The organism is Rhodococcus sp. OK302 (genome assembly GCF_002245895.1).
GTDB lineage: Bacteria > Actinomycetota > Actinomycetes > Mycobacteriales > Mycobacteriaceae > Rhodococcus_F.
In genome coordinates, this window is the sequence record NZ_NPJZ01000001.1 from 5,503,741 (window position 1) to 5,530,343 (window position 26,603).

Below are 26,603 nucleotides of genomic sequence, written 5' to 3' on the forward strand. Positions count from 1 at the left end.
ACTCCTTGTCCCAGGTCCTGACCCCACCAATCCGCGAGGTCTACGCAGTACTGATCCGACTCGGTGTTCTCCGAATCGTCGATTAACTTTCAGCGGCCACCAACTTCTCGACCACTCGAGGCATCATGGCGGCAAGAGCCGTCGCGGCGGAAGCGCACCCGACAGCCTGGAACCAGGCAAGTGGTCCCAGCGGAGTGCAGCCCAGGAACTGGCTCACCACCGGCGTACTGACAAGTGCACTGAGCACGGCGACGGATCCCACGGCCGTCACGACAACCAGCGGACTTCGTGATTCGATCAATGTCTGCCCGAGCTGAGTCCCCACCAACGCAACCAATGCCACGGTCGACGCTCGGCGTCGACGGCCGGTGCCCCGGGCAAGAATCCAGGCCGACAATGCGCCGAGTGCTGTTGCGCCCCCACGAATCGTGATGGTGCGCCACAGGTCGTCGGTGTCTGACCCGCGAGTATCCATCTGGCGCTCGACCGTCGGCGTGCTGACTGCGAGTGCTGCTGCGGGCAATGCATCAGTCATCAGGTTGACCAACAACATTTGCCGCGCGTTGAGCGGAGACTCCCCCGACAATGCGCTGCCCGTCAACGCAAATGCAACCTCTCCGGCATTACCGCCGAGGAGGACGCCCACCGCCGAACGTACGCGTCGCCAGAGCTGGGCACCTTCGTCGAGCGCATCGATCAATCCGCTCACGCGACCGTCCAACAGAACGATATCCGCAGCGCCACGAGCCGGATCACTGTCCGACGCCGCCACCCCGATACCCACGCTGGCAGCGCGGATCGCGGCCGCGTCGTTGGCACCGTCGCCGACCATCGCACACACCGATCCGCCTGCCTCCAGCGCATGAACGACCTGCACCTTGTGCTCCGGTGTCATCCGGGCGAACACAGTTCGCTCCGTGACTATCGACTCCCGCTCACTGCGCGAGAGGCTCTCCCACTCCGAGCCGGTGACAACATCATTCGGGTGCGCGGACATACCCAACTCCGACGCGACCGCCGCTGCGGTGAGCGGGTGATCGCCGGTGAGCAACCGGATTCCGAGATCGCGTCCTTGAAGGTCCTCCACAAGTTTTCGGGCGTCCGATCTCAAAGTGTCCGAGAGGCCGAGCAATCCCACCGGCTCCAAGCCCGAAGTACAGCATTGCTCGAGAAAGTCCGGATCCTGCGCTGCCCGCTGGGCATCCGACTCGGAAAGCTCGCGGTGAGCCACCGCGATCACTCTGAGTCCGCGCTCAGCCATACTCCGAACATGCTGTGCAGAAACACTTTTCGGAGCAGCACTCGCCGATACGAACTCCGGTGAACCCTTGAGCGCAATTCGACGACCGATCAACGCCGCCGAATACGGTCGGCCCGACCGAAACGGCACCAGCGCCGATGCCTGAGCACCCCCGAACACCAACGGACGCTTCAACACTTCCTCGGCTGCACTCACGACAGCCGAATCAGTCGAGTGAAAGACCTGGTCGCCCGTGCTGGCCAGCGCACTTCGTGCGGCAACTTCCAGAATTCGATCACCGTTCCAACCGTCGACGCGTTCGACCGCCGCCACGCGAAGATGGTTCTCGCTCAATGTCCCGGTCTTGTCGAAACAGACGCAATCAACGCGTCCCAATGCCTCGATCGAACGCGGTGCTCGAACCAGTGCGCCCACCGAAGTCAGCCTCCGAGCGGCGGCCTGCTGCGCGAGGGTCGCCACCAGCGGCAAGCCCTCCGGCACGGCCGCAACCGCGACCGCTACTCCGCCGGTGACTGCTTGGCGCAGCGCAGTACCGCGGAGCAAGCCCATCGCAGTGACCAACGCGCCGCCGCCGATGCTGACGGGAAGAGTCTTCTTGGTCAGCTCACGCAAGCGGCTCGACAATCCGACGTCGGGTCCGACTCTCGGTTCACGGACGTCGACCTTGCGTGCCTCGGTCGACGAACCGACGGCGGTCACTGTTCCCTGGCCGGCCCCGGCTACGACGGTGGTTCCGGCGTAGACCATGCAACTACGCTCGGCCACCGGGACGCCCGGAGTGGCGCGGGTCTGCTTCTCGACGGGCATGGATTCACCGGTCAGCGAAGACTCGTCGATCTCGAGCGACTCACAGCGGACGAGTCGACAATCGACCGGAACTACATCGCCAGGTTCGATGTCGACGATGTCTCCGACCGTCAACTCGTCAGCGGGAACCCGCTCCGCAGCATCCGAACGTGGCGATACTCGGCGAGCCAACGGCTCCTGAACTCGAAGTAACTCGCGAACAACACGTTCCGAGTGCAGCCTCTGCATCGCGGACAGCGTTGCATTGCCCGCCAGAACCGAACCGACCAGGACGGCATCGATCGGCGAGCCCAAGATCGCACTGGCCGCGGATCCTGTTGCCAGCACCGGCGTCAACGGATCCGCCAACTCGGATCGCACCGCGCCCAACGCTTCCCGAGCGAGCCGGACCGGTGCCAGGACAAACGAAACCGCCTCCACGCTGCGCGACGATCGGATCTCAGCCTCGTTCGACGGCAACTCGCGCAACACTTCTTCGACACCTAGTTCGTGCCAGTCGTTGCGCGAACTTCCGGCCGGAACGTCGGCTCTCAGCGCAGATCGAGCCAAACGATAGCCCGTCCACAGCGCCGCTCCGGCACCGACGGTGACCGGACCGGGCCCCCGACCGCGCACACCGGGAAGCATCACCAAAGCTCCCAGTAGCGAAGCTCCACTTGATAATTCGACGCCGCGCCGTGTCGCGGTTCGCGCCGCGGGGAGGGCGTGCAGCACCCGCCACACACCGGCAAGTCCGTGATCGAGAATATCCGCGGCCGGCGGCGCGCAGCCGGGTTCGGCGACCCCGATACGTACGACGGCCGGTCCAGACAGATCGGACGCCGTGACCACAGCAACGTGTGCACCGGCGGCGGACAATGCCGTCAACGCAGACTCCAGCGCCTCGTCGATGTCGGCGGGTGCTGGATACAGTTGATCGAATCCCCCGCGAAGCGACCCAAGGCTGTCCACATCGATACCGACTGCCTGCACGCCGGCCGTATGCAACTGGGCAACTACCGCTTCCGCCAGAGCTTTTCGCTCGGGTATGACCAGAACCTCGGCGCCGTCGATGCTGTGCCGGCCGACTGCGAGTTCGCCGTTTCTCAACTTTTGCCGAGCGCAGTTCCACACTTCCACACGATCTGCATCTGCCACTCCGCGAATATCAGCCACCCGGAGTTTCTCGGCGAGGAGTACCCGAGGATCGATCAGTACCGTGTCGACTCGGTCGAGTTTTCTCACCGCACCCGGATCCACGACCAACGATCCCTCCCGCCGCCACAGTTCCCGCGTCAGCATCGCAGCGAACGACTCCCGGGAAACACGTAACGCCCGCGGCGACGCGACCCGAACCGCAGTTGCTGCAGTCTCCGAACTACCTGTCACACAAGCGATCACTCCGGCGGCCGTCAGTTGGCCGAGAGCCGCCCGATCCGCCTGACGTTCACCGAGTCCCTTGACCTCCAACTCCTCGATATCGGACGAGGCCGAAGACTGCGCGACGCCCCACTCGGATGACGCCCTCCGCAGATTCCACGCCTCGTCGAGTCGGAGCGACCGCAGGCCCACGTCCACGAGCAGTGCCGCTGGAGCCTGCGTCAGCACATCAGCCACCGAGGTGGCGGACTCGAGAACGACGTCGGTCAACGAACGACCGATGACCTGCTCAACCCGTTTTCGTAGACGTGGTTGGTAATTCACCGCTGCCACCCCGGCGGCGAGCAACGACGATCCCGGTATCAGCGGCACTCGAGCCAATGAACCCGCAAGTGCCGGAACGATTCCCGTAGCTGCGACTGACGTGGTGAACACCCGGGCGATCAGATCCCCGGCAGGTGCCGCCCGAGCGGCGTTCGAAACGAGAGAAGGAAGCACTGCCGAAAACATTCTCTCAGGACGCCGACTGGCTCTTGTGTGACGTTCGTGCGGCAGGTTTTTCGGACTTTCGGGGATGCTGCTCGTGTTTGCTGGTCCCCGCACCGTCGGCGGCGTGATCCTTACGGTCCAATTCGCGCAGAACCACCGCCGTACCGCCTACCGCCACCAGGACTGGCCACTCCACCAACCCCACAGCCCCGACCGCCGCCAGGGTGAGGACCGCCGTCGGCGTCGATTTCGCTCCGGACCGAATACCGTCGCGCACGCCACCGGCTGCGCCCCGGATTCCGCCACTCACCCCACCGACAACGCCTCCACCGACTGCGCCCACAGCGCTGGTCGTCATGCGAGCAGCGCCTGTGACAACGCGGGTGGCTTCATTCACGATCGACATCGCCACGCTCCTATCAGGAGTCCATCGAATTGATTCGGTACCAGGTGCCATACCCACCAGCGCCGACGGCAATCACGATCAGCACACGTTCTCGACCCAACCGACGGCCCTGCACTCTTTTCGGGCGCAGTAGAGGTACGGTGCGAGAAGCGGCTCGGACGTCGACGAAGAACGTCCGCAATTCATCGACAGGAATCCTGCACTGTGGCGATTATCGGCAACTCCGATCTCGACGTCTTTCGTTTGTCTTTGGGCGGCAACCCCTTCGGATGGACGGCCGACCAACCGACATCGTTCGAGATACTCGATGCCTTTGCCGAAGCCGGCGCGAACTTCATCGACACGTCCGACTCGTACACCGCATCCGTCGCCGGAAACTCGGGGGGAGAATCCGAGACGATCATCGGAAACTGGCTCACCGACCGCGGGTTGCACGACGACGTCATCGTCGCCACCAAGGTGGGCAGCCACCCTGACTTCAAGGGACTGAAGGCAACAACCATCGTTGCTGCCGCAGACGCGTCGTTGGCGCGGCTACAGACCGACTGCATCGACCTGTACTACGCCCACTTCGACGATCCCGACACACCGCTCGAAGAAACTCTCGAGGCCTTCAACGCGCTGGTCGAGGCCGGGAAGGTTCGTTATCTCGGAATCTCCAACTACAGCCCCGACCGTGTTCGCGAATGGCTTCGTATCACCGCGGAGAACGGGTACGCCCCGCCGATTGCCATGCAACCCCACTACAACCTGGTGCACCGGAAATCGTACGAACCCGAACTCGCCAAAATCGCCACCGACAACAACATCAGCGTCTTTCCGTACTTCGCCCTCGCATCAGGTTTCCTCACCGGAAAATACCGAACTCGCGCAGACATCGAAGGAAGCCCACGCGAACGAATCACCGCGAGCTACTTCAGCGACGCCGGACTGACCGTCGTCGACGCACTTGCCGACATTGCGAGCAACCACGACTGCGAAATGTCGACCGTCGCCTTGGCCTGGTTGCTGACACGCCCGGGCATCACCGCTCCGATCGCGAGTGTCAGCCGCGTCGAACAACTCCCCGCGCTACTGGACGCGCCGAACCTGGTGTTGTCGTCGGATGAACTCGATGAACTCGAACGCCTGTCCACCGCGGTCGGAGCCTAGGGCCGAACGGCCGCCGATCGGTCAGGCGGACTTGCGGCGGCGAGCACCCAACGTGGAGTTTCCGATAGTCCAGAACGCCCAACCGTCGTAGCTCTCGATGTCACCGGAAATGTGTCCGGTGACAGCGTTGGCTGCAGCAGTCGGGTTGGGGAATCGGCGCCCTTCCATCGGGCCCCGCATGATCTCCAGAATCTCCGTTGTCTCGTCGAAACGACCGACCCAGCGGTAGCCGTGGCAATCGGCAGTCACCTCGAGGCGCAAGTCGATGACCTCGATCTCCTCGACGGCAGCACTGGCCCGACGCTTCTTGGCCACAACCGGAGTTGCCGTGCGCTTGGCTGCCACGGGTGCCTCGACGTGGATGCTCGTGTCCTTGACCGCTGCCAGTCCGAGAGCATCCCAGCGATCGTGGCCGTGCACAACGCGCCCCCGCGGAATCGCATGATGACCGGTGCGCGTGCGTCCCGGGCTGTCCATGATCCACAGATCGACCTCGGAGCGGATATCGTCGGCAACCTCCACCGACGGCAGCATGAAGAACTGGTGGGGATCTACCGCCAGATCAACGAACACCCAGAACTCGGAGCGAGTGTCATCACTCTCGATGTCCTCGTCCTGGCGTCGCGCCTGCCAGTCACCGTCGAGCTTGGAGCGAACCCGAACGATGCGGGTACTGCCGTCGCCGCCCTTCACTTCCACCGGGTTGCGGCGCGAATGCGTCAACCGCACGGCTTTGCCACCACGCTGGGTCACTTCGGAAATGAACGCATTGATGCCGCGGCTCGCGGTGTCTTCCATGGTCGGCCTGTCTTGAAGCTGTTACGCCCGGTATCGCCAGATCGGCCTGCGGGTGGGGCGGAAGCGGACAGTTGTCGCGGCCAACGCCCGGCGAATCCGGCTCACGGCCGGTTTACTTACCTCGACCTTACATCGCCGCGACCGGAGAGCCTAAGGTGCCCGACGCTCATTCCCAGAGGTCAGGAGTGCAATGTCGCCGTACAACGCTGCACGATGGGCAAACAACAACTCGTCGACACCGTCGAATTGGTCGCCCACATGATGCGTATTGGCCGCTGAGAGTTCCCGCGAACCCGAGCGCGCCAACAGGTCGTCGATACGGCTGTCCAAACTCGCCGCGTGCTCGGCAGCGCGCTGGGAACTGAGCTGATCTTCGGCACGTGAGACCAGATCACCGATCCGCGCCAACGCCGCCGCCCTTTCGACCAACTGGTCCCAGACCGCCCCGAGAGCCTTGGTGCGTGAGTCGATCGATGCGCGGGTGCCCTCGTCCCGCGCGAAAGATGCAGCCTCGTCGAGTTCGGCAAGAATCGACCGAAGCGCAACGGTGTCCACGGAGATCTGGGTGACCTCGTCGGCGAGATCCAGCTGATTTCGCTGAATGACAAAATGATCCGAATGCCAGGCGTTGGACGATTCGATGCGGTCGTACACATTACCCGCCAGGTAACGCAGTGCGTCGTACCTTCCGGCGGCAACCGAATGGTCGTGGTCAACCAATCCGTCGAGTGCCTCGGCTAACCGCCGACCGGTATCGGCGATGACCCCCGAACCCTCGAAACGTGCCAATCGTCCGGCAAGCTTGTCGAGGGCCGCGCTGCCCGTGCCCGCCACAACTCCCAGTCCAGTCACCGGCTTCATCGGCACGGGCGTGCGACTGAGCCCCACGAACAGCGCCTCACGTTGGTCGACGTCGAGATGCAGACCGTCACGTCGATCCTTGCGGATAGCGCGGACGCTACTCGCGAAATGACGATTGGATCGTACGACTGCTGCCCGAGCGGCTTGGACGCGTTTTTCCAATACTTGGACTCGACGTTCGAGCACGACGTGGACGGGTCCGATCCGGTTGGCGCTGAGCCGCCCACAGGTTCGCGCGTATTCATCGGTGAGCTGCCGGAGTTCGGACCACCCTCCGATATCCGGGAAGGAACGCCCGACGGCGCGGCGATTGGCCATGACCGATCGAGTGTCGTCGTCGACGTATCCACCGGCCAGGAGAAGCGCGGCCTCAGCGGACAGTTCCGGTCGATTCCATTCGATCAGCCCGGCTTCGCACCAAGCTCGAACTCGGTCGGTGATCAGCGCTCGTCGCTCCGTAACCAACACATCTGCCCCACCGTTAACATCTGCCCCAGGGGTTACATCACCCGAGTCGACGCCGTGAACTTCTGCCATGTCATCCCTCCCAGGTGCCGATATCCACTGTTCCAGAATCTCGGGCGACGCGCGCAGACCCCAACCGAAAGTTGACGCGCCTCTGCCTTACCGTAAGCAAATGACCTCGCTGCGAACCGACAAACCGTCAGGGCGCCCAACGCTCCCGACGGCGGCGGTCGCACATCTGACGTCACTGCTCGAGGCTCGGTCGCCGTCACTGCCGGAGTGGTTCGACGTAGCCGAGCACCACAACTACGTTGCACCCGCGCCGACGGTTCCGGCACTCATGACAGCCGCCCTGAGCCATCCCGAACATCGCGAACGGTTACTCCTCCTCGCCGGCCCCCGAGGTCAATACCTTGCGGACCACAACCCGGACTGGGCACAATTGCGACGCGTCGGATCCCGCCGCGACGAACTGTGGCTCTCCACCGACACCGACGACCGGATGGCCTGGTTCGACTACATCCGGACACTTGATCCCGCCTTGGCAACCGAAGAACTCGAGATTGCCTGGGCCACCGAAACTCCGTCGCTGCGACGCGATTTTCTGGCCCGAATGCGCGTCGGACTAGGTGAGCACGACTACGACTTACTCGAATGCGGCCTCGACGACTCGTCGATCGACGTGCGCGAGCGTTCCATTCAATTGCTCCGCCAACTCCCCGGCTCGCCGTTCGCCGAACGGATGACCGCCCGCGCCAAAGCCTGGGTACGACTCGAAACCAAACCGTTGCGCCCCCGCCTCGTCATCCGGCTCCCCGGTTCACTCGACAGCCAAGCGCCGCGGGACGGCATCGAGAATGTCCACAACAAGTACAAAGGGATCGGGAAGTGGTGGCTCCGACAGGTGGTCACCGCAACACCACTTGCTTTGTGGGACTCGATGATCGGATCACCCCGCGAAGCACTCCGCATCCCGATCGAAAAGCAGTGGCACGACGTGATGACCGAATCCTGGACTGCCGCAACAGTTCTCCAGAAGAACTCCGCGTGGGCATCGGCATTGCTCGAACGGGACGGCCGGAACACCGATCGACGCGTCGTCGCGATTGCGAATCCGCGGGAACGTATCGCATACATCCTCGACGGCCACGCCGACGACTACCTCCTCGGAGTTGACGGCAGCGCCCTACTCGACGGAATCGGCCACCCCTGGCCTCTCGCCGTAGCGCAGAAACTCGTGAGCGCGCTCGAAGAAGAAGCGACCGAACACGCTGCCTCGGGCGAGGAGTTGGGCATTCACTCACGGCACAGCCACTATTCAACTCTGCGGAGCGCGCAGGCACGGTTCCCCCTCGAAGCCGTCGCACTACTCTCGGGCGCCGCCAACCGCGCATCCACCACCGACTGGCAACGCGCATTCGCCGAGACTGCCGCTCACATCGAAGACCGTCGAACCCGGTTGGATGTGCTTCATAACGGCTGACAGGTAGCGACGGGGCCGCACCCTGAAACAACAGGATACGGCCCCGACTACCCTCGAAAGATCAGACCACAGTGACCATTTCGTGGTCGGCCACTCCGGCAGCCAACACACGCAGGTGATCCTCGGTACTTCCGAGAGTGTGCTCGATAGCCACCAAACGGCTCACGTAATGCCCCACCGGGTACTCCGCCGTCATACCGATGCCGCCGTGCATCTGGATAGCTTCCTGCCCGATGAGCCGCGCCGAGCGCCCGATCTGCAACTTGGCACGAGATGCGATCACCGGATCAACAACGCCGTCGGCAAGTGACATCGTCGCGTACAGGCTCATGCTGCGCGCCAACTCGAGTGAAACGTACAGATCTGCCGCCCGGTGCGTCAGTGTCTGGAACTTGGCCAACGGGACCCCGAACTGCTTGCGCGTCTTCAGGTATTCCGTAGTGAGTCTCAGTGCCTCTTCCATGGCACCGACGGCCTCGGCGCACAGAGCCGCCTGCTCGCGGATCTGCGATGCCGCGATGAGCGCCGACGCGTCGCCTCCGTCGCCCAGAGCCTCGGCCGGTGTGTCGGTGAACTCGATCTGCGCGCCGCGCAATCCGTCGTGGGTTGCGTACGACTTTCGCACCAGACCCGACGCGTCACTCTTGACCAGGAAGAGCCCGACTCCCCCATCGGGCAACGTGGCGCTCACGACCAGAATATCTGCAGTGGCTCCGTGTCCCACCGGATTCTTGACACCGGTAATACTCCAACCATCGCCCGCCGGCTTCGCAGAAGTTGATCGCTGCGTTGCGGGCCAACGGATTCCGGGTTCTTGATCCGCAAAAGCCAGGAAGTTCACGCCCTCGGCCACTGCCGGCAGGATCGACGAACGTTGTTGCGCACTACCGCCTTCCGAGATCAGCCCACCCGGCGTGACGACGGCGTCGAGCACCGGTTCGGGAGCGAGGCGTCGGCCGATCTCGGTCATGACAGCCCCGATCTCGACCGGCCCGGCATCCATGCCGCCGTCTTCCTCGGAAAATGTCAGACCCAGCAGCCCGACCTCGGCCAACTGCTTCCACACCTGCGGACTCCACCCGGGATCCGAATCGGTGACGGCATTTCGCTTTTCGGCGTCGTAACTACGAGAAAGAAGGTCCTTGGTGGTGTCACGAAGTAGCTTCTGCTCGTCGTTGAGTTCGAAATCCATGCCACGCCTCACAATCCGAGAATCGAGGAAGCGATGATGCTGCGCTGCACTTCGCTCGATCCGCTGTAGATGGATACCTTCCGGTAATTCAGATACGTCGGTGCGCTGTGTTGCGCCCACACCGGCGAGGCGACATCCGTGCCGGCGTCGAACGGCAACGAATCGGGCCCGGCGACGTCCATGAGGATCTCGACCGCTGCCTGCTGCAACTCCGATCCCCGCAACTTCAGCAACGAGGATGCCGGGTTCGGCTTGCCGTCCGCGGATCCCGCCACTACCCGCAGTTGTGTGAGTTCGAGCGCGAGCAGTTCATTCTCGAGCTCTGCCAAACGGGCTGCGAACAGGGGATCTTCCAGAAGCGTGCCGTTGCCGACCTTGACCTCGGCCGCACGGGCTTTCGCTTGAGCCACACGAACTTTGGAGAATCCGACGCGGGTGACACCGGTGCGCTCGTTGCCGAGCAGGAACTTGGCGTAGCCCCAACCCTGATTCTCTTCACCCACCAAGTTTTCGCCGGGAACACGCACGTCGTCGAAGAAGACCTCGTTGACCTCGTAGCCACCGTCTATCAGCTTGATCGGGCGGACCGTCACGCCCGGCGTCTTCAGGTCTACGAGGATGAACGAAATACCGGCCTGACGCTTGGGTGCGTCAGGGTTGGTCCGCACGAGGCAGAAAATCCAGTCGGCATGCTGACCGAGCGTCGTCCACGTCTTCTGTCCGTTGAGTACCCAGTCGTTGCCGTCGCGAACTGCGCGAGTCTTGAGCGACGCGAGGTCGGACCCGGCTTCCGGTTCGGAGAAGCCCTGGCACCACCAGATATCGAGGTTCGCCGTCGCCGGAAGGAACTTCTCCTTCTGCTCCTGCGAACCGAAGGCCGCGATGACCGGTCCGACCATGTTGGCGTTGAACGCCAGCGGCTCCGGGACCGACGCCAACTGCAGCTCGTCGAGCCAGATGTTGTGCTGAACCGGAGTCCAGTCCTTGCCGCCCCACTCGACCGGCCAGTGAGGCACAGCCAGACCGTGAGCGTTCAGGATCTGCTGAGCCTCGACCATCCGGTCGCGGCCCAACTCCTCGCCGTGGGCGTACGCATTTCTCGTCACTTCGGGGATCTGCGTGCGGAAGAACGTCCGCATCTCGTCCCGGAACGCCAGTTCCTCGTCGGTCAATGCCAGGTTCATCGGGATTCCTTCGCACTCGAAACCGGATTCATGTTCGGTTCGACCGTACTCCGATCGCACACGACAAGGTTAGGACACCCGGAAAGAAGTCGGACCCGATCCGACTACACCGTTTTGAGAACCAAAAGGAATCCTCCGCCGGCGGGATCGATACTCGTTTCGACATTGAGATTCGGAGCCAATCGAGAAAGTCGATCGATCAACCACTCCGACGCGTCCTCGGCATCGTCCTTGCCGGGGCAGCGGGCAACCGCAACCCGACCACCCTTACGTTCGAGCTGCTCCACCACTCCGATGATCGGCGCGGGATCCACGACGAACAACCGATCCGGCCACGCCACAACAGGTTTGACGGCGCCCTTCTTGGTATTGCAGGCGCGATGGGCCAGGCGCTCGACCCCACCCTTGGACTTTCCGCCCTTTTTGACGGTGTTAATGCTGTCGATACTCGGGCCGCGGGGATCGTTAACCGACATGTCGGGATCGACGGGCTCGTCGCACAGCCAGCAACGCCAAGACTCACGTTCGCCGACTTCTTGAAGGGTAATCATAGGAAGCAACGCTACCCGTGCGCACTTTTGGCTGTTCACACAACCAAAAGTGCGCACCATGCGGGTCGCGTGAATGTGACAGCCGGAGCCCCTAGAGGTCGGCTATCGCCTCCAGCGGCTTTGTCTTGGCCGCTCGGTTTGCCGGCCACAACGCAGCCAGCACACCGACAACACCGGAACCGATCAGCATCCCGACAACCTGACCCCACGGAATGGTGACCTCGCCCAACCCCTGATCCTTGAGCGTGCTCACGAACGCCCATCCGAAGGCGATACCGAGAAGCACACCGACCGCAGCACCGTAGACGGCAATGAGAACGGATTCGAGGTAGATCGTCCGTCGCATCTGCCCGCGCTGCATACCCACTGCACGGAGCATTCCGATTTCTCGACGCCGTTCGACAACTGAGAGAGCCAGCGTGTTGATGATGCCCAGGATCGCGATGACCACTGCCAACGCGAGAAGCCCGTACAGAATGGCCAGCAGCGTATTGATCTGCTGCCCTTGGGTTCCCTTGAACTCTTCACGGTCCTGAACCTGAATGACCACATACTTTTCGGTGGCCGTCTCGAGTTCGCCGCGCAGCGCCGACAAATCAGTACCCGGCTTCGCCTTCACGAGAACTGCGAAGTCCGGCAAACTGTCTGCCGGCATCAATGTCCGGTACGCCTCATCCGAGACGATCCACGAGCCGATCAGTTGGTTGTCCTCGAACACTCCCGCAACAACAGCCGGGTATTGCTTGCCGTTCGACCCCGTCAAAGTCTGGGTCGAGCCGACTGTCCATCCCTTGTCCTTGGATGTGGTCTGGGAAACCATCATGTTGTTCCCGGACAGATCAGCGGTGCCCTCCACGATCTGGTAGTCGAGCACTCCGTCGATCGGGCCGTCCAGGGACGCTCCCTGCTCGTCCTCACCATTTACTTTCGCCCGAACTCCGTGGAGGGAGGTCGCACTCTGCACATCCGGGAGAGCCCGGACCGCGTCGGCCGCGCCGCGCGGAACACCGATCGCATTGGGACCGGACAGGATGTAATCCGCCGAGACACCCACGTCGACAAGCGCATTGATGCTCGCCTTGGCTGACGAACCGAACACACCGATAACCGTGACCAGCATCAGGCCCAACGTCAGTGCAAATGCGGTGGCTGCGGTACGACGCGGATTGCGGACCGCATTGGTACGCGCCAACCGACCGACCGCGCCGAACGGTTTTGCGAACACCGCGCCGAGTACACCGACTACCGGCTGCGACAGCGCCGGAGCTCCGAGCAGGACGGCAATGATCAGCGCAAAAGCACCACCGCCGACGGTCAATGCGGCGCCCTCGCCGGTTCCCCGTGAACCGAGAACCAACAGGACCGCACCGATGACGCCGAGAACGGCGCCGCTGATCGTGCGCACATGAAGCGAGTCACCGGTGGACGCGAACTCCTCGCGCATCGCCGCGACGGGCGGAATCTTGGATGCCCGACGCGCCGGCGCATAGGCGCTGAGCGTCGTCACCACCACTCCGACAACCAACGCGACGACGACGGTCCGTGGGCTGACCTGCAATGAGCCCTCCGGCAATCCCACGTCGAAGGCGTTGAGCAACCCGCGCAAACCGTAAGCCAGGGCGATGCCGGCAAGCAGACCGATGACACTGCCGATCAGCCCGACAATGAGTGCCTCTGTGACCACCGATCGCCCGACCTGGGCCCGGCTCGCACCCACAGCGCGGAGCAGAGCAAGTTCACGCAATCGCTGAGCGACGATCATCGAGAACGTGTTGTAAATGATGAATGTGCCGACCAGCAATGCGATTGCACCGAATGCCAGCAGGAAATAGTTGATGAAACTGAGCGCCGTATCAACCTGGGCTTTTGTCTCTTCTCGAACCTGATCACCGGTCTGCACCTTCAGATCCGGAAAAACCTGTTCGACCCGCTGCGCAAGGTCGGTCTGCGAAACTCCGTTGCCGGCGACGTCGATGTAGTCGACATGCTGACCGTCGGTGAACAGTCCTCGAGCTTGTTCATCAGTGAACAAGGCGCCGATGTAACCGCCGGTGTCACTGCCCGAACTCGTGTAGATGCCGGAGAGCGTTACGTCGATGATTCCCCGCGACGGAACCAGGACTCGCGCTTGGTCCCCGACGGTCAAACTCGCCCGCTCGGCCGCACTCGCGTTCAACGCGATATCCCCGGTAGCCGTCGGCGGCCCGCCGGCCTTGTACGGATCCGGTGGCGTGATCGCCTTATCGGCCGGCAGGTACGACTGCCCGATACTCGGAGCGCCTCCCGTCTGCACCGCGCCGCCGTCGGCATTGATCAGAACAATCTGCCCGCTGACTGCAGGTGCAACCGCGCGGACCCCGTCGATCGCCGCGATCGCGTCGACGTCCGCAATCGGAACACCGCCGGCATTTCGCTCTTCCGTCGATACCCGAACGTCGACGCCCTGAGCGGTGTTCTCGAAAATCGAATCGAAAGTCTTCTGCAATGTATCTGTGAATACGAACGATCCGGCGACAAAAGCCGTACCCAGCACCACCGACAACACGGTGAGCGCCAATCGCACCTTGTGTGCCGCCAAATTGCGCATCGACACCTTGCGCATCGGCGAATTGGTTACCGAAGCCATATCGTCAAGCTCCGGCTTCTACTGTGACTGCAACCTGCGGAGCATCCAGACGCTTCATCCGATCGAGAACGGAATCGGCCGTCGGCTCACGCAGTTCGTCGACGATCTTGCCGTCCGCCAGGAAAACGACACGATCGGCATAAGCCGCCGCCCGCGGATCGTGCGTCACGATGACGACGGTCTGACCGAACTCGTCGACCGCTGACCGAAGAATCGACAGCACCTCACCCGACGAACGCGAATCGAGGTTGCCCGTCGGCTCGTCCCCGAAGATGATCTCGGGCTGGCCTGCCAGTGCCCTCGCACACGCCACGCGTTGCTGCTGTCCGCCCGACAACTCGCCCGGTCGATGGTCCAACCGATCCTTCAAACCGAGCTTCGTGAGCACATTGTCCAGCCAGGCCGGATCGGCCTTTCGGCCGGCGATATCGAGCGGCAACGTGATGTTCTCGAGAGCCGTCAATGTCGGTACCAGGTTGAATGCCTGAAAAACGAACCCGATGCGATCGCGTCGTAGTGCCGTCATCTGCTTGTCCGACAACCCAGTCAACTCGGTGTCGCCGATCAGAACGGACCCCGAGCTGGCCGAGTCCAGACCCGCCAGGCAATGCATCAGCGTCGACTTTCCCGAACCTGACGGACCCATGATGGCCGTGAACTCACCACGCGCAAAATCTGCGGACACAGCACTGAGTGCGTGTACCTGGGTGTCCCCGGTGCCGTACGTCTTGGACAGGCCTACGGCGCGGGCCGCAATATCTTGGGCGTGCGAACTCATGATCGCCTTCCTCTTCACTTCGGATTGATCCGGCGCCCAGTATGCGGGCGCCTACTGACACTGTTCCCATCTTGTCGTCTGCACGTCCTCGCCGCCATCGGGGACGACCCTGATATTCAGAGGCAGAAAGTCAGGGCCGCTTTGTCCGGACAGTCCGAGTCGACGGCCACCTTCCCCGGAAACCCGTATGCAGAGCGGCCACGACCACTAACCTTGTGACACCCGTCACATAATGAAAGGTGGTCAAATGTCCGACGCCGCCACTGCAATCATCTTCGACCGACTCGAGCACTGGGCCGGCGTCAAACCCGAAGAACCGGCGATGGCCTTCCAGGGAACCGAATACACGTGGGCCCAGTGGCATGACCGAATCCTGCGCATCGCCGGCGCACTCGAAGAAGTCGGTATCAGTGCCGGAGACACCGTCGCGTTTGTCGACAAGAATCATCTCTCCTGCCTCGAAATCACCTACGCCGCTTCCCTGCTCGGCGCCGCCAACGCCGTCCCCAACTGGCGACTCTCCGGCGAGGAACTCGATTACGTACTCGCAGATTGCGGCGCCCGAATCCTCTTCGTCGGCAGCGAACTACTCCCCCAGGTCGTTGCGATGCGCGACCGCTTGACGGCCGTCGAATTGATCATCACCGTCGGAAGCGAGAACGACGAGTTCGAACCCTGGGTCGACGACGCCATTCCACTGGCAGCCCGGCCGATGGTCAGCACCGACAGCACCGCCCTCATTCTCTACAGTTCCGGAACCACCGGACGCCCCAAGGGAGTTCAGCTCACCCACCGAAACCTGTTCGCGCACAGCACCGATATCCTCGAAATCCTGCCGGCACGGCCAGACGATCACCTCCTGATCGCGATGCCACTGTTCCACGTCGGCGGAAGTTGCTACGCCATCATGGGAATTCACGCCGGCGGACGCTGCTACTTCACCCGCGAAGCCGACGGCCCCTCGATATTCGCAGGCCTCGCGGCCGGTGCCAACATCGCGTTCCTGGTTCCCCCCGTCATCGCCGGTGTCCTGGCGGCCGGCGATCAAGCCGTCGGCGCATTCCAAGCGTTGAAACGCATCACCTACGGCGCTGCGCCCATGCCCCTTCCGTTGTTACGCGCAGCACTCGCCGCCTGGCCCGACACCGAATTCATCCAGGTCTACGGCATGACCGAACTGGCCGGCGTCGTCACCGCCCTCATGCCCGACGTGCACCGTGACGAATCGCAAGTCGAACGCATGGCCTCAGCCGGCACTCCCATTCCCGGCGTCGAATTGCGCGTCGTCGATCCCGTCACCCTCGAAGACGTCGAAGCTGGGGCCACCGGAGAACTCTGGTGGCGGTCGGAGCAGTGCACACCGGGATACCTGAACAAGCCCGAGGCCACTGCCGAAGCAATCACGCCCGACGGCTGGCTGCGCAGCGGGGACATGGGCCGAGCAGATTCAGAAGGGTTCGTCTTCATCGAGGACCGACTCAAGGACATGATCATCACCGGCGGCGAAAACGTCTACTCACCTGAAATTGAACGAGTCCTCGTCGAACACCCGATGATCGCCGAAGTCGCCGTCATCGGCGTCCCCGACGACCGCTGGGGTGAGACCGTCAAGGCCGTCGTCGTCCTCACCCCGGACGCACAGATCACCGACACCGAACTGATTACCTACACACATGGACGGCTCGCAAAGTTCAAGTGCCCGACCAGCATCGACGTCGTCGAAATCCTTCCACGTAACCCAACCGGAAAGATACTCAAGCGGAACCTCCGCAAGCCCTACTGGGACAACCGCGAAAACAAGTTGGTCTGAGTTCTCGTGCTGTAATGGGGCGGTGACTTCGCGCCGCCCCACTCGATTCGACCCGTCCGCCCTCACCCCGGCGTCTCCCTGCCCCTGCGGGAGCGGGAATCCGTTGGGCGAGTGCTGCGGCCGATACCTCTCCGGACACGCCACCGCACCCACAGCCGAAACACTGATGCGTTCGCGATATACGGCTTTTGCCGTACTCGATGCCGAATATCTGCTGAGGACTTGGTATTCCGACCACCGACCGTCGACGCTGGATCTGGACCCCGACCAGCACTGGACTCGGCTCGAGATCTTGGACACCGAACGCGGCAGCCTGTTCGATTCCGAAGGCATCGTAGAGTTCCGCGCCCACTACTCTTTCGGACGGGAACACGGAATTCTCCACGAGCGCAGCAGGTTCGAACGGATCGACGGCCAGTGGCTCTACGTCGACGGCGATATCGGTTAGGCAACTCCGAGCACCGCGCTCACCGCGCCGCCTGTCGCGAGCCCTACGATCGATGTATGACAACGAACCGGACGAGATCATTTGCCGCCATCGCTGCCATCGCAGTAGGTGTAAGCCTTACCGCATGCTCGCAGGAAACCGTCGCGACACCGACCGCAGCGACATCCTCGGCCTCCCCGACCACCAGTTCGGGCGCCACGCCAGAACCTGCTCCGACGGACAGTTCGGACAAAACCTCGGCAGCAGTGTCCGAATCAAGGCTGACTGTCACTGATGTCCGGATCGGCGCACACGAGAACTTCGACCGTGTCGTGTACGAAATGGGCGGTACCGGAACGCCCGGATGGCGCGTCAAGTACGTCGACTCAGCAGTTCAGGACGGTAGCGGCAAGCCCATGAACGTCGCGGGCGGCGCAATTATCCAGGTACTGATCGACGGATCCGCCTACCCGTTCGACAGTGGCGTGGAGCAGTACTCCGGACCCAACCCCGTTCCCGGAGCTGCCGGTGGCGTCGTCACCGAGGTCAACGGATCCTCGGTATTCGAAGGCGTAACCCAGTCGTTCATCGGCGTCACCGAGAAGCGTCCCTTCTCCGTGACAACACTGTCCGACCCTGTCCGAGTCGTGGTCGACGTAGCCCGGTAACCCACCGACTTGACCTCAAGCGCGCTTGAGGTTTTACCTTCATGTCGTACCGACAACGTAACGTTCGGTGCCGGTACGACACGAAGGACGCCGACATGAGTATGGAATTAACCGCGCGGAACGCGATGTACAACGCGATGCACGGGCAGGAAGACAGACGGCCGTTCTCCAAGAAGGCGCTCAAGCGTATCGCGACATTCGCGGTCCCCCAGAAGCGCAACCTGAGTTGGTTTCTCGTACTCAGCGTGGTTACCGCCGCACTGGCCGTCGCCACCCCGGTGCTGGCCGGCGACGTGGTCAACGCGATCGTGGGTGGCGACGCCGTCAGCGTTGTCGTGACCCTGGCCGGGCTGATCGCACTGGTGGCTCTGCTCGAAGCAGCTCTCGGGCTGCTGACGCGATGGCTCTCCGCAAGTATCGGTGAAGACCTGATCCTCCATCTGCGGACCGCAGTGTTCGACCACGTCCAGAAGATGCCCATCGCATTCTTCACCCGGACTCGTACGGGCGCACTCGTCAGCCGACTCAACAACGATGTGATCGGTGCGCAGCGCGCGTTCAGCAATACGCTGTCCGGCGTGGTCAGTAACTTGGTCACCTTGGTGATCACGCTTGTTGTCATGCTCGGAATTTCTTGGCAGATCACTCTGCTGGCCCTGCTGTTGCTACCGATATTCGTGATCCCGGCCAGGCGCATGGGCGCAAGACTCGCGGCTCTCAGTCGTGAAGCCGCCAATCACAATTCGGCCATGAGCACTCAGATGACGGAACGCTTCTCGGCGCCGGGTGCAACTCTGGTCAAACTCTTCGGCCGTCCGACGCAGGAATCCACCGAGTTCGCGGTCCGAGCCCGACGGGTCCGTAACATCGGCGTCCGTACCGCAATGCTGCAGTCCGTCTTTGTCACCGCGCTGACGCTTGTCTCGGCACTGGCCCTTGCACTCGTCTACGGCCTCGGCGGCTACTACGCATTGCGCGGGCAGTTGGATGCCGGCGCCGTTGTCTCGATGGCATTACTACTCACTCGGCTGTACTCACCCCTGACCGCACTCGCCAGTGCACGCATGGACGTCATGAGCGCCCTCGTCAGTTTCGAGCGTGTCTTCGAAGTTCTCGACCTGGCACCACTCATCACCGAAAAACCTGATGCGGGTGTCGTTCCCGACGGACCGGTATCCGTCGAATTCAAGAACGTGAAATTTGCCTACCCGTCCGCGGACAAGGTCTCTCTCGCCTCACTCGAGGAAGTAGCGATCCTCGACAACCGTGGAGGCGAGGACGTTCTCCACGAACTGTCATTCCGCACCGAAGCCGGTCAGATGGTGGCGCTCGTCGGCACATCCGGCGCCGGAAAGTCGACTATCGCTCAGATGATTCCGCGCCTCTACGACGTCGATTCCGGTTCTGTCGAACTCGGTGGGGTCGACGTCCGCGATCTGACCACCGATTCCATTCGGGAAACCGTCGGCATGGTCACCCAGGACGGGCACCTGTTCCACGAAAGTCTGCGATCCAACCTGCTGCTCGCCCGCCCCAGTGCCACGGAGGAAGAGTTGAGCGAGGTGTTGGAGCGGGCAAGGCTCACCAGCCTCGTTGCGTCCTTACCCGACGGACTCGAAACCGTTGTCGGCGAACGCGGATACCGGTTGTCCGGCGGTGAGCGTCAACGTCTGACCATTGCTCGGTTGCTCTTGGCTCAGCCGAGAGTCGTCATCCTCGACGAAGCCACCGCCCACCTGGACTCGACATCCGAGGCTGCAGTTCAGGAAGCCCTGGGCGAAGCTCTTGCCGGGCGCACCGCAGTCGTGATCGCGCACCGACTCTCCACCATCCGCGCCGCCGACCTGATTCTGGTCGTCGAAGCCGGACGGATCATCGAGCGCGGTACTCACACCGAACTTCTCGCCCACAGCGGTCGGTACGCCGAGCTGTACCGCACTCAATTCGATACCGGCAGTAAGCAATCCGATCTCGAACCGAGCGTCGTCTGACCGTCAAGCTGACGAACAGGCACTGACAAACAAAACAGGCGCTGCCCTCCGACTGGAGAGCAGCGCCTGTTCAGTGAAAAAGATCAGTCTTCGCCTGTTCAGTGAAAAAGATCAGTCTTCGCCTGTTCAGTGAAAAAGATCAGTCTTCGAAGCGATCGCGTCCGCCACCGCGACGGTCATCACGACCACCACGGCCGCCGGCCGGACGGCCCTGCGGCGGTCCGAAATCAGGCTGCAGCTGGATCAGGACACCGGAGATACGAGTCCGACGAAGGGCCTCGAGGGTCTCGTTGGACAGATCTGCCGGCAACTCGACGATGCTGTGATCGGGACGAATGCTGATGTGCCCGAAGTCGCTTCGACGCAAGCCACCCTCGTTGGCGATAGCACCGACAATGGCACCCGGAACAACACGGTGACGCTTACCGACCGCAATGCGGTACGTCGCCAATTCCTGACCCTCGGGTCCACGCGAACGCGGAGCTTCACGATCGTCGAACTTGCGCGGCGGGCGCGGCTCGCGAGGCTCACGCTCACGACGCGGCGGTGCCGGCGGCTCGGGAGCAAGAAGGAATGCGTCGCCGTCACGTGACTGCACGGCGAGCGCTGCCGCGATGTCGATGAGCGGAACGTCGTGTTCCTGGTCGTAATCTTCGATCATCTTGCGGAACAACGCCAGATTCTCGGACGCCAGGCTCTCGGTGATGGAATCGCCGAATTTGGAGACACGCTGAGCGTTGACGTCGTCGACGCTGGGCAACTGCATCTCGGCAAGCGGCTGACGCGTCGCCTTCTCGATGGACTTGAGCAGATGACGCTCACGCGGAGCGACGAACAGCAACGCGTCACCCTGACGGCCCGCACGACCGGTACGGCCGATGCGGTGCACGTAGGACTCGGTGTCGTGCGGGATGTCGTAGTTGACGACGTGCGAGATGCGCTCGACGTCGAGACCGCGGGCGGCAACGTCGGTGGCCACGAGGATGTCGAGGGCACCGTTCTTGAGCTGACCGATGGTCCGCTCACGCTGCGTCTGGACGATGTCGCCGTTGATAGCAGCAGCAGAATGCCCGCGAGCGCGAAGCTTCTCGGCCAACTCTTCGGTTGCCTGCTTGGTGCGAACGAAGATGATCATCGCTTCGAAAGCTTCGACCTCGAGGACACGAGTCAGGGCGTCGAGCTTGCGCTGATGCGCAACCTGGATGTAGCGCTGATTGATGTTCGAGGCCGTCGACGTCTTGGACTTGACGGTGATCTCGACCGGGTTGTTCAGGTACTGCTTCGAGATGCGGCGGATGGATCCGGGCATCGTCGCAGAGAACAGTGCGACCTGCTTCTGGCTGGGAGTGTCACGGAGGATGCGCTCGACGTCCTCCTGGAAACCCATCTTCAGCATCTCGTCGGCCTCGTCGAGAACGAGGTAGGCGAGATTGGTCAGGTCGAGAGTGCCCTTCTCGAGGTGGTCGATGACACGGCCCGGCGTACCGACGACGACGTGCGCGCCGCGGCGCAAGCCGGACAGCTGAACGCCGTAGCTCTGGCCACCGTAGATCGGCAGGACATTCAGCCCGGGGATGTGGGCGGAGTACTTGCCGAAAGCCTCGGCTACCTGCAGTGCGAGCTCACGGGTAGGAGCAAGCACCAGTGCCTGAGTCTGCTTCACCGTCGTATCGATACGCGACAGGACAGGAATGGCGAATGCCGCTGTCTTGCCGGTGCCGGTCTGGGCAAGTCCGACGACATCCTTGCCTTCGAGCAGCGGAGGAATGGTGGCAGCCTGGATCGGCGAGGGCGACTCGTAGCCCACGTCAGACAGTGCCTTCAGTACCCGATCATCGATGTCGAGGTCGGCAAATGTTGGGGGTTCGGGGTCACGCTCAATATCACTCATTTGACCAGCAGTTTAGCCGAAGGAGTATAGCCACGACTACATACCTCGTGATCGATTACGACACATCCGTGTTCACCGGCGGTTTCGCCTAGCGTAAGAACCATGACCGCGGACACCCTCACACCCCCCTCACGGACCGTCGTTGCCGTTGCACAGTTTGCTCCCGGCATGGACAAGGCGGCGAACCTCGACGCACTGCGTTCGCTTGCCGTCGAAGCCGCTGCTCAGGGCGCAAAAGTGGTAGTCGCACCGGAGTACTCCATGTATACCGCGCCCCGTACCGACGAGCGTCTGATCGACACTGCCGAAGACCTTGACGGCACGTTCGGGTCGGGTCTGGCTGCTATCGCAGCGGACCTCGGAATCTTCCTCGTGGCCGGGATGAACGAGCGACTGCGCAACGTGAGCAGAATCTCCAACACCCTTGTCGCGATGAGCCCGGGAGGCGAACTTGTCGCCATCTACCGAAAAGTGCATCTCTACGACGCGTTCGGATATCTGGAATCGGCAGTAATCGAACCCGGAGAGATCGACGAGCCGCAGACCTTCAGCTGCGAAGGCCTGACCTTCGGATTACAGACCTGCTACGACCTCCGATTCCCCGAGGTGACTCGGCGAATTGTCGACGCCGGCGCCGACGTTCTCCTTCTTCCGGCCCAGTGGGTACCCGGCCCGCTGAAGGAAGATCACTGGACGACCCTGATCCGTGCCCGAGCCATCGAGAACACCATGTACATCGCAGCCGCAGACCAGAGCGCGCGCGGCGGAGCCGGCGCAAGCATGATCGTCGACCCCATGGGTGTTGTGCTCTGTTCACTCGGCGAGCAGGTCGGCGTCGCGTCGGCACGTGTCTCGAGCTCGCGAATCGACGAGGTTCGTCAGAAGAATCCGGCTCTCGCATTGCGCCGGTTCACAGTTATCGAACGGTGACGGATTCGCGAGTAGCGTCGAAAGTAGCGCTCCACCAGAAGGGTCGTTTTCCACCAGGACAGCCATGGCACAGTATCGAGATCGATGTGCGGCCGGACAAACACTCGCCGGCTGGCTGGACCCTGCACAATTACTCGACCCCGTAGTCCTCGGACTCCCTCGTGGAGGTGTTCCCGTCGCGGCCGAGGTCGCGACCGCCCTGCACGCACCGCTCGACATCATCGTCGTGCGCAAACTCGGGTCTCCCCGAAATCCTGAACTCGCTCTCGGCGCGATCGGCGAAGGCGACGTCCGCGTACTCAACCACGACGTGATCGCAGCCGAGCGAGTCTCGCCCGAAGTGCTGCGACGGATCGAGCGCACCGAACGCACGGAACTCCAGCGACGAGCGCATGTTCTCCGAAACCGTCGTACCCCGCTCTCGCTCGTCGGCAGAACCGCCGTCATCGTCGACGACGGAATGGCAACGGGAGCAAGCGCTGCGGTCGCGGCCCAATGCGCTCGCGAACAAGGTGCTGCCAGCGTGATCGTGGCTGTACCGATCGCTTCGCCCGAGGCGATGCGCCTGCTCGAGTACTTGACCGACGCCGTTGTCTGTCCGTACGTCCCGCCTCTGCTCGGCGGCGTCGGGGCGGCTTTCGAAGATTTCCACCAGTTGACCGACGCCGAGGTCGTCAACCTCCTCGAACAGTAGTTTTCGGGCAATTCGGAACGTTTATGTGATGTGTGCAACATTTTGACCCCAGGTGTCGATAGCCCGTGTGGAGCAAGAAATAACACCGGCAAGTTTTTTCCTGGAGGACATCGTGAGCATCTCGACAGATACCGTCGACGCAGTCGCAGCAGCGTGCCGCGACCGACTGGGCGACCCATCCGCCTGGGTGGCTTCGGATGCATACCGAGCGAGTCTCGCGCTGTGCATCATCGAATCGGTGCAGTCGAGCAGCGGACACAGCGAAGTTGCTGTCGTCGATCGCTATCTGGCCTACCGCCAAGCCCGCGACAAGAACCCCGTCACCGACGGTTCGCGCGAACTCCTGCGAACGTTCGAGGAGGCCGGAAGTTCGGACCAATGGGCCGGCAAGATCGGCTCGTACAAACGGCGCTACAGCGCGACCGGCGTTCCGATCGAGGCGCGTCATATTCAGCAGGTTGCCGAGAAACTTCACTACCTCCACATCGAATCCGTCGAGGACCTTCTCTCGGCCGCCAATTCCGATCACACACTCAACGCGGTTCGCCAGGCCTGGGCCGACGCCTGTGGCGACGACGCTGAAGTGACCTGGGCGCACCTCCTGATGTTGGCGGGCATTCCGCACACCGATCTCGGCACCGCCGCCGACACGTTCATCGGCACGACCTTGGGCTCTGCCGAACGCCCGGCGAACACCGCAGAAATCCTTGCAGCAACCGCTGAGCAACTCGGCGTTGAACCTGACCGACTGGACTACGCAATCAGGCGCTGGCTCTCGCTTCACGGACGGTCACTGGACCACGCGGCATAAGTAACTGTAAACACCTTGTAACACTAAACCCCAGGTCGGCGCGCAATTCGTTCTACCGAATAGTAACGACAGTGCAAAATACCGACTAATGTGATGCAATGCACATCAGAAATGTCAGTTGTCACTGGAGGGGTCAAAGTGCGTGAGTTTTCAGTTCCACAGTCATTCTCAATTCCGGAGAATGCTTCCATGGCCGATTCAGTGTTCCGTCACGCCGAAGAAGACCCCACATTTGTGCCATTCAAGCGCAATATCAACGGCTCCTGGGTCGACGTCACGGCCGCTGAATTCGCCAAGCAGGTCTCCTCGGTAGCCAAAGGTCTGATCGCATCCGGAGTGGAGCTCGGCGACCGCGTCGCTATCCTCTCGGCAACACGGTACGAATGGGTCGTAATCGACTACGCAATCTGGACTGCCGGCGGCTGCACCGTCGCCATCTACGAGACGTCGTCCCCGCATCAGGCACAGTGGATCCTCGAGGACTCCGCTACCACGATGCTTCTCATCGAAACCTCTGATCAGGCAGCGAAGGTCAAGGAAGTTACCGAAGCTGCCGAGGCCCTCCGCGAGGTGCTGGTCATCGAATCTGGCGCCATCGAAGAACTGACGAGCCGCGGCGCTGCGATCACCGACGAAGAACTCGAAACCCGTCGCCACCAGGTCACGGCCACCTCACCGGCAACGTTGATCTACACCTCCGGCACCACCGGGCGTCCCAAGGGTGTCCAGCTGACGCACTCCAACCTGTACGCCGAATCCACAGCCTGCAGCTTGGCTATGCCAGAGTCCCTGGTTCCCGGCAAGAAGACTCTGATGTTCCTTCCCCTGGCGCACGTCTTCGCTCGCGCTATCTCGGTCGGGGCCTTCGACAACAAGGTCACCGTCGCGCATACCTCTGACCTCACGACACTGCTCGATCAGTTCGCAGCGTTCAAGCCGAACTTCATCCTCTCCGTTCCCCGCGTTTTCGAGAAGGTTTTCAACTCGGCACGCCAGAAGGCCGTCGACGGCGGCAAGGGCGGCATCTTCGACAAGGCTGCTGCCACAGCAATCGAGTACAGCGAGTCACTCGAAAAGAACGGCCCCGGACTGGCGCTCAAGCTCAAGCACGCCCTCTTCGACAAGCTGGTCTACTCGAAGCTGCGTTTGGCACTCGGCGGCGAATGTGAACGCGCTGTCTCCGGCGGCGCCGCCCTCGGAGCGCGTCTGGGACACTTCTTCCGCGGCGTCGGCATCCCGATCTACGAGGGCTACGGTCTCACCGAAACCAGCGCCGCCGTCACAGTCAATACCGCTGCCGCACAACGCGTCGGCTCTGTCGGCAAGCCCATCAACGGGCATGCTGCGCGCATCGCCGAAGACGGCGAACTCCTGGTCCAAGGCCCCGTGGTCTTCGGCGGCTACTGGCACAACGACAAGGCCACCGAAGAGTCCATCATCGACGGCTGGTTCCACACCGGAGACCTCGGCTCGATCGACAACGAGGGTTTTGTTTCGATCACCGGCCGCAAGAAGGAAATTATCGTCACTGCCGGCGGCAAGAACGTCGCTCCGGCTGGTCTCGAGGATTCACTTCGCGCGCATGTCCTGATCAGCCAGTGCCTCGTAGTCGGTGACGGTCAACCGTTCATCGGCGCACTGATCACACTCGATCTGGAGACTCTGCCCGGGTGGGTGGCGCGCAACGGTCTCGCCGCCGGAACTCCCATCGCAGATCTGATCAAGAACCCCGATCTGATCGCCGAAATCGATTCGGCCGTCGCCGACGCCAACAAGAAGGTCTCGAACCCCGAGCAGATCAAGAAGTACACGATCCTCGAGGTCGACTTCACACAGGAAACCGGCGAGTTGACGCCGACGCTCAAGCTCAAGCGCAACATCATTCACGAAGCTCACAAGGGTGCGATCACGGGTCTGTATTCCTGACCGATCAGCACTGCGTCTGTGGCCCGGTTCGAACGAGAACCGG

The 26,603-nt window shown here is 62.3% G+C and carries 20 protein-coding genes; 10 read left to right on the forward strand and 10 right to left on the reverse strand.

Going from position 1 to position 26,603, the window contains the following annotated elements; translation table 11 throughout:
- Positions 1-82 precede the first annotated feature (82 nt).
- The gene (locus tag BDB13_RS25105; protein WP_254922948.1) at positions 83-3,925 is read right to left on the reverse strand and encodes a cation-translocating P-type ATPase; all 3,843 of its coding nucleotides are present in this window, start codon (positions 3,923-3,925) and stop codon (positions 83-85) included.
- Between the two features lie 16 nt (positions 3,926-3,941).
- Positions 3,942-4,322: a hypothetical protein gene (locus tag BDB13_RS25110; protein ID WP_254922949.1), complete on the reverse strand. Its 381-nt coding sequence runs from the start codon at positions 4,320-4,322 to the stop codon at positions 3,942-3,944.
- Positions 4,323-4,526: 204 nt separating this feature from the next.
- On the opposite strand from BDB13_RS25110, the gene BDB13_RS25115 reads away from it, so the two are divergent.
- Positions 4,527-5,474 carry an aldo/keto reductase gene (locus BDB13_RS25115; RefSeq protein WP_094274191.1) on the forward strand — a complete coding sequence of 316 codons (948 nt, stop codon included), beginning with the start codon at positions 4,527-4,529 and terminating at the stop codon, positions 5,472-5,474.
- 21 nt (positions 5,475-5,495) lie between these two features.
- Here the strand turns inward: BDB13_RS25115 and BDB13_RS25120 are convergent, their stop codons facing one another.
- Both BDB13_RS25120 and BDB13_RS25125 read right to left on the reverse strand, forming a co-directional pair.
- Positions 5,496-6,272, reverse strand: a complete 777-nt coding sequence (locus tag BDB13_RS25120; protein WP_094274192.1) for a hypothetical protein — start codon at positions 6,270-6,272, stop codon at positions 5,496-5,498.
- Positions 6,273-6,422: 150 nt separating this feature from the next.
- Complete coding sequence (locus tag BDB13_RS25125; RefSeq protein ID WP_254922950.1) at positions 6,423-7,670, reverse strand: hypothetical protein; 1,248 nt, start codon at positions 7,668-7,670, stop codon at positions 6,423-6,425.
- 100 nt (positions 7,671-7,770) lie between these two features.
- Here BDB13_RS25125 and BDB13_RS25130 point away from each other — a divergent pair, with 100 nt between their 5' ends.
- Complete coding sequence (locus BDB13_RS25130) at positions 7,771-9,081, forward strand: DUF5691 domain-containing protein (protein ID WP_094274193.1); 1,311 nt, start codon at positions 7,771-7,773, stop codon at positions 9,079-9,081.
- 61 nt (positions 9,082-9,142) lie between these two features.
- On the opposite strand, the gene BDB13_RS25135 is transcribed toward BDB13_RS25130, so the two are convergent.
- From BDB13_RS25135 to BDB13_RS25155, 5 genes are all read right to left on the reverse strand, one after another.
- Positions 9,143-10,273 (reverse strand): acyl-CoA dehydrogenase family protein, encoded by a 1,131-nt coding sequence (locus tag BDB13_RS25135; protein WP_094274194.1) that lies wholly within the window; start codon positions 10,271-10,273, stop codon positions 9,143-9,145.
- 8 nt (positions 10,274-10,281) lie between these two features.
- Positions 10,282-11,457 carry an acyl-CoA dehydrogenase family protein gene (locus BDB13_RS25140; protein WP_094275183.1) on the reverse strand — a complete coding sequence of 392 codons (1,176 nt, stop codon included), beginning with the start codon at positions 11,455-11,457 and terminating at the stop codon, positions 10,282-10,284.
- A gap of 104 nt (positions 11,458-11,561) precedes the next feature.
- Positions 11,562-12,008 carry a hypothetical protein gene (locus BDB13_RS25145; RefSeq protein WP_094274195.1) on the reverse strand — a complete coding sequence of 149 codons (447 nt, stop codon included), beginning with the start codon at positions 12,006-12,008 and terminating at the stop codon, positions 11,562-11,564.
- Positions 12,009-12,099: 91 nt separating this feature from the next.
- Positions 12,100-14,634 (reverse strand): ABC transporter permease, encoded by a 2,535-nt coding sequence (locus tag BDB13_RS25150; protein ID WP_094274196.1) that lies wholly within the window; start codon positions 14,632-14,634, stop codon positions 12,100-12,102.
- A gap of 4 nt (positions 14,635-14,638) precedes the next feature.
- Complete coding sequence (locus BDB13_RS25155; RefSeq protein ID WP_094274197.1) at positions 14,639-15,412, reverse strand: ABC transporter ATP-binding protein; 774 nt, start codon at positions 15,410-15,412, stop codon at positions 14,639-14,641.
- A 247-nt stretch (positions 15,413-15,659) separates the two neighbouring features.
- Here BDB13_RS25155 and BDB13_RS25160 point away from each other — a divergent pair, with 247 nt between their 5' ends.
- The 4 genes from BDB13_RS25160 to BDB13_RS25175 all read left to right on the forward strand — a co-directional run bounded on the left by BDB13_RS25160 (position 15,660) and on the right by BDB13_RS25175 (position 20,308).
- Positions 15,660-17,222: a long-chain-fatty-acid--CoA ligase gene (locus BDB13_RS25160; protein WP_094274198.1), complete on the forward strand. Its 1,563-nt coding sequence runs from the start codon at positions 15,660-15,662 to the stop codon at positions 17,220-17,222.
- A 22-nt stretch (positions 17,223-17,244) separates the two neighbouring features.
- Entirely contained in the window at positions 17,245-17,670 is a 426-nt protein-coding gene (locus BDB13_RS25165; protein ID WP_094274199.1) for a YchJ family protein, read from the forward strand.
- 56 nt (positions 17,671-17,726) lie between these two features.
- Complete coding sequence (locus BDB13_RS25170; RefSeq protein ID WP_094274200.1) at positions 17,727-18,317, forward strand: AMIN-like domain-containing (lipo)protein; 591 nt, start codon at positions 17,727-17,729, stop codon at positions 18,315-18,317.
- Positions 18,318-18,412: 95 nt separating this feature from the next.
- Positions 18,413-20,308 carry an ABC transporter ATP-binding protein gene (locus BDB13_RS25175; protein WP_094275184.1) on the forward strand — a complete coding sequence of 632 codons (1,896 nt, stop codon included), beginning with the start codon at positions 18,413-18,415 and terminating at the stop codon, positions 20,306-20,308.
- A 139-nt stretch (positions 20,309-20,447) separates the two neighbouring features.
- Here BDB13_RS25175 and BDB13_RS25180 read toward each other — a convergent pair whose 3' ends face one another.
- The gene (locus BDB13_RS25180) at positions 20,448-22,199 is read right to left on the reverse strand and encodes a DEAD/DEAH box helicase (RefSeq protein WP_094274201.1); all 1,752 of its coding nucleotides are present in this window, start codon (positions 22,197-22,199) and stop codon (positions 20,448-20,450) included.
- A gap of 102 nt (positions 22,200-22,301) precedes the next feature.
- Here BDB13_RS25180 and BDB13_RS25185 point away from each other — a divergent pair, with 102 nt between their 5' ends.
- The 4 genes from BDB13_RS25185 to BDB13_RS25200 all read left to right on the forward strand — a co-directional run bounded on the left by BDB13_RS25185 (position 22,302) and on the right by BDB13_RS25200 (position 26,560).
- The gene (locus BDB13_RS25185) at positions 22,302-23,129 is read left to right on the forward strand and encodes a carbon-nitrogen hydrolase family protein (RefSeq protein WP_094274202.1); all 828 of its coding nucleotides are present in this window, start codon (positions 22,302-22,304) and stop codon (positions 23,127-23,129) included.
- Positions 23,130-23,193: 64 nt separating this feature from the next.
- On the forward strand, positions 23,194-23,823 hold the full coding sequence (locus BDB13_RS25190) for a phosphoribosyltransferase (protein ID WP_094274203.1): 630 nt from the start codon (positions 23,194-23,196) through the stop codon (positions 23,821-23,823).
- A gap of 112 nt (positions 23,824-23,935) precedes the next feature.
- Positions 23,936-24,634 (forward strand): heme peroxidase, encoded by a 699-nt coding sequence (locus tag BDB13_RS25195; protein WP_094275185.1) that lies wholly within the window; start codon positions 23,936-23,938, stop codon positions 24,632-24,634.
- Positions 24,635-24,772: 138 nt separating this feature from the next.
- On the forward strand, positions 24,773-26,560 hold the full coding sequence (locus BDB13_RS25200) for an AMP-dependent synthetase/ligase (protein WP_094275186.1): 1,788 nt from the start codon (positions 24,773-24,775) through the stop codon (positions 26,558-26,560).
- Positions 26,561-26,603 lie beyond the last annotated feature (43 nt).

Coding starts and splice junctions, on each gene's coding strand:
- BDB13_RS25110 (WP_254922949.1), bottom strand. CDS start 4,322: ATGTCGATCGTGAATGAAGCCACCCGCGTTGTCACAGGCGCTGCTCGC.
- BDB13_RS25120 (WP_094274192.1), bottom strand. CDS start 6,272: ATGGAAGACACCGCGAGCCGCGGCATCAATGCGTTCATTTCCGAAGTG.
- BDB13_RS25125 (WP_254922950.1), bottom strand. CDS start 7,670: ATGGCAGAAGTTCACGGCGTCGACTCGGGTGATGTAACCCCTGGGGCA.
- BDB13_RS25130 (WP_094274193.1), top strand. CDS start 7,771: ATGACCTCGCTGCGAACCGACAAACCGTCAGGGCGCCCAACGCTCCCG.
- BDB13_RS25135 (WP_094274194.1), bottom strand. CDS start 10,273: ATGGATTTCGAACTCAACGACGAGCAGAAGCTACTTCGTGACACCACC.
- BDB13_RS25140 (WP_094275183.1), bottom strand. CDS start 11,457: ATGAACCTGGCATTGACCGACGAGGAACTGGCGTTCCGGGACGAGATG.
- BDB13_RS25145 (WP_094274195.1), bottom strand. CDS start 12,008: ATGATTACCCTTCAAGAAGTCGGCGAACGTGAGTCTTGGCGTTGCTGG.
- BDB13_RS25150 (WP_094274196.1), bottom strand. CDS start 14,634: ATGGCTTCGGTAACCAATTCGCCGATGCGCAAGGTGTCGATGCGCAAT.
- BDB13_RS25155 (WP_094274197.1), bottom strand. CDS start 15,412: ATGAGTTCGCACGCCCAAGATATTGCGGCCCGCGCCGTAGGCCTGTCC.
- BDB13_RS25160 (WP_094274198.1), top strand. CDS start 15,660: ATGTCCGACGCCGCCACTGCAATCATCTTCGACCGACTCGAGCACTGG.
- BDB13_RS25170 (WP_094274200.1), top strand. CDS start 17,727: ATGACAACGAACCGGACGAGATCATTTGCCGCCATCGCTGCCATCGCA.
- BDB13_RS25175 (WP_094275184.1), top strand. CDS start 18,413: ATGAGTATGGAATTAACCGCGCGGAACGCGATGTACAACGCGATGCAC.
- BDB13_RS25180 (WP_094274201.1), bottom strand. CDS start 22,199: ATGAGTGATATTGAGCGTGACCCCGAACCCCCAACATTTGCCGACCTC.
- BDB13_RS25185 (WP_094274202.1), top strand. CDS start 22,302: ATGACCGCGGACACCCTCACACCCCCCTCACGGACCGTCGTTGCCGTT.
- BDB13_RS25190 (WP_094274203.1), top strand. CDS start 23,194: ATGGCACAGTATCGAGATCGATGTGCGGCCGGACAAACACTCGCCGGC.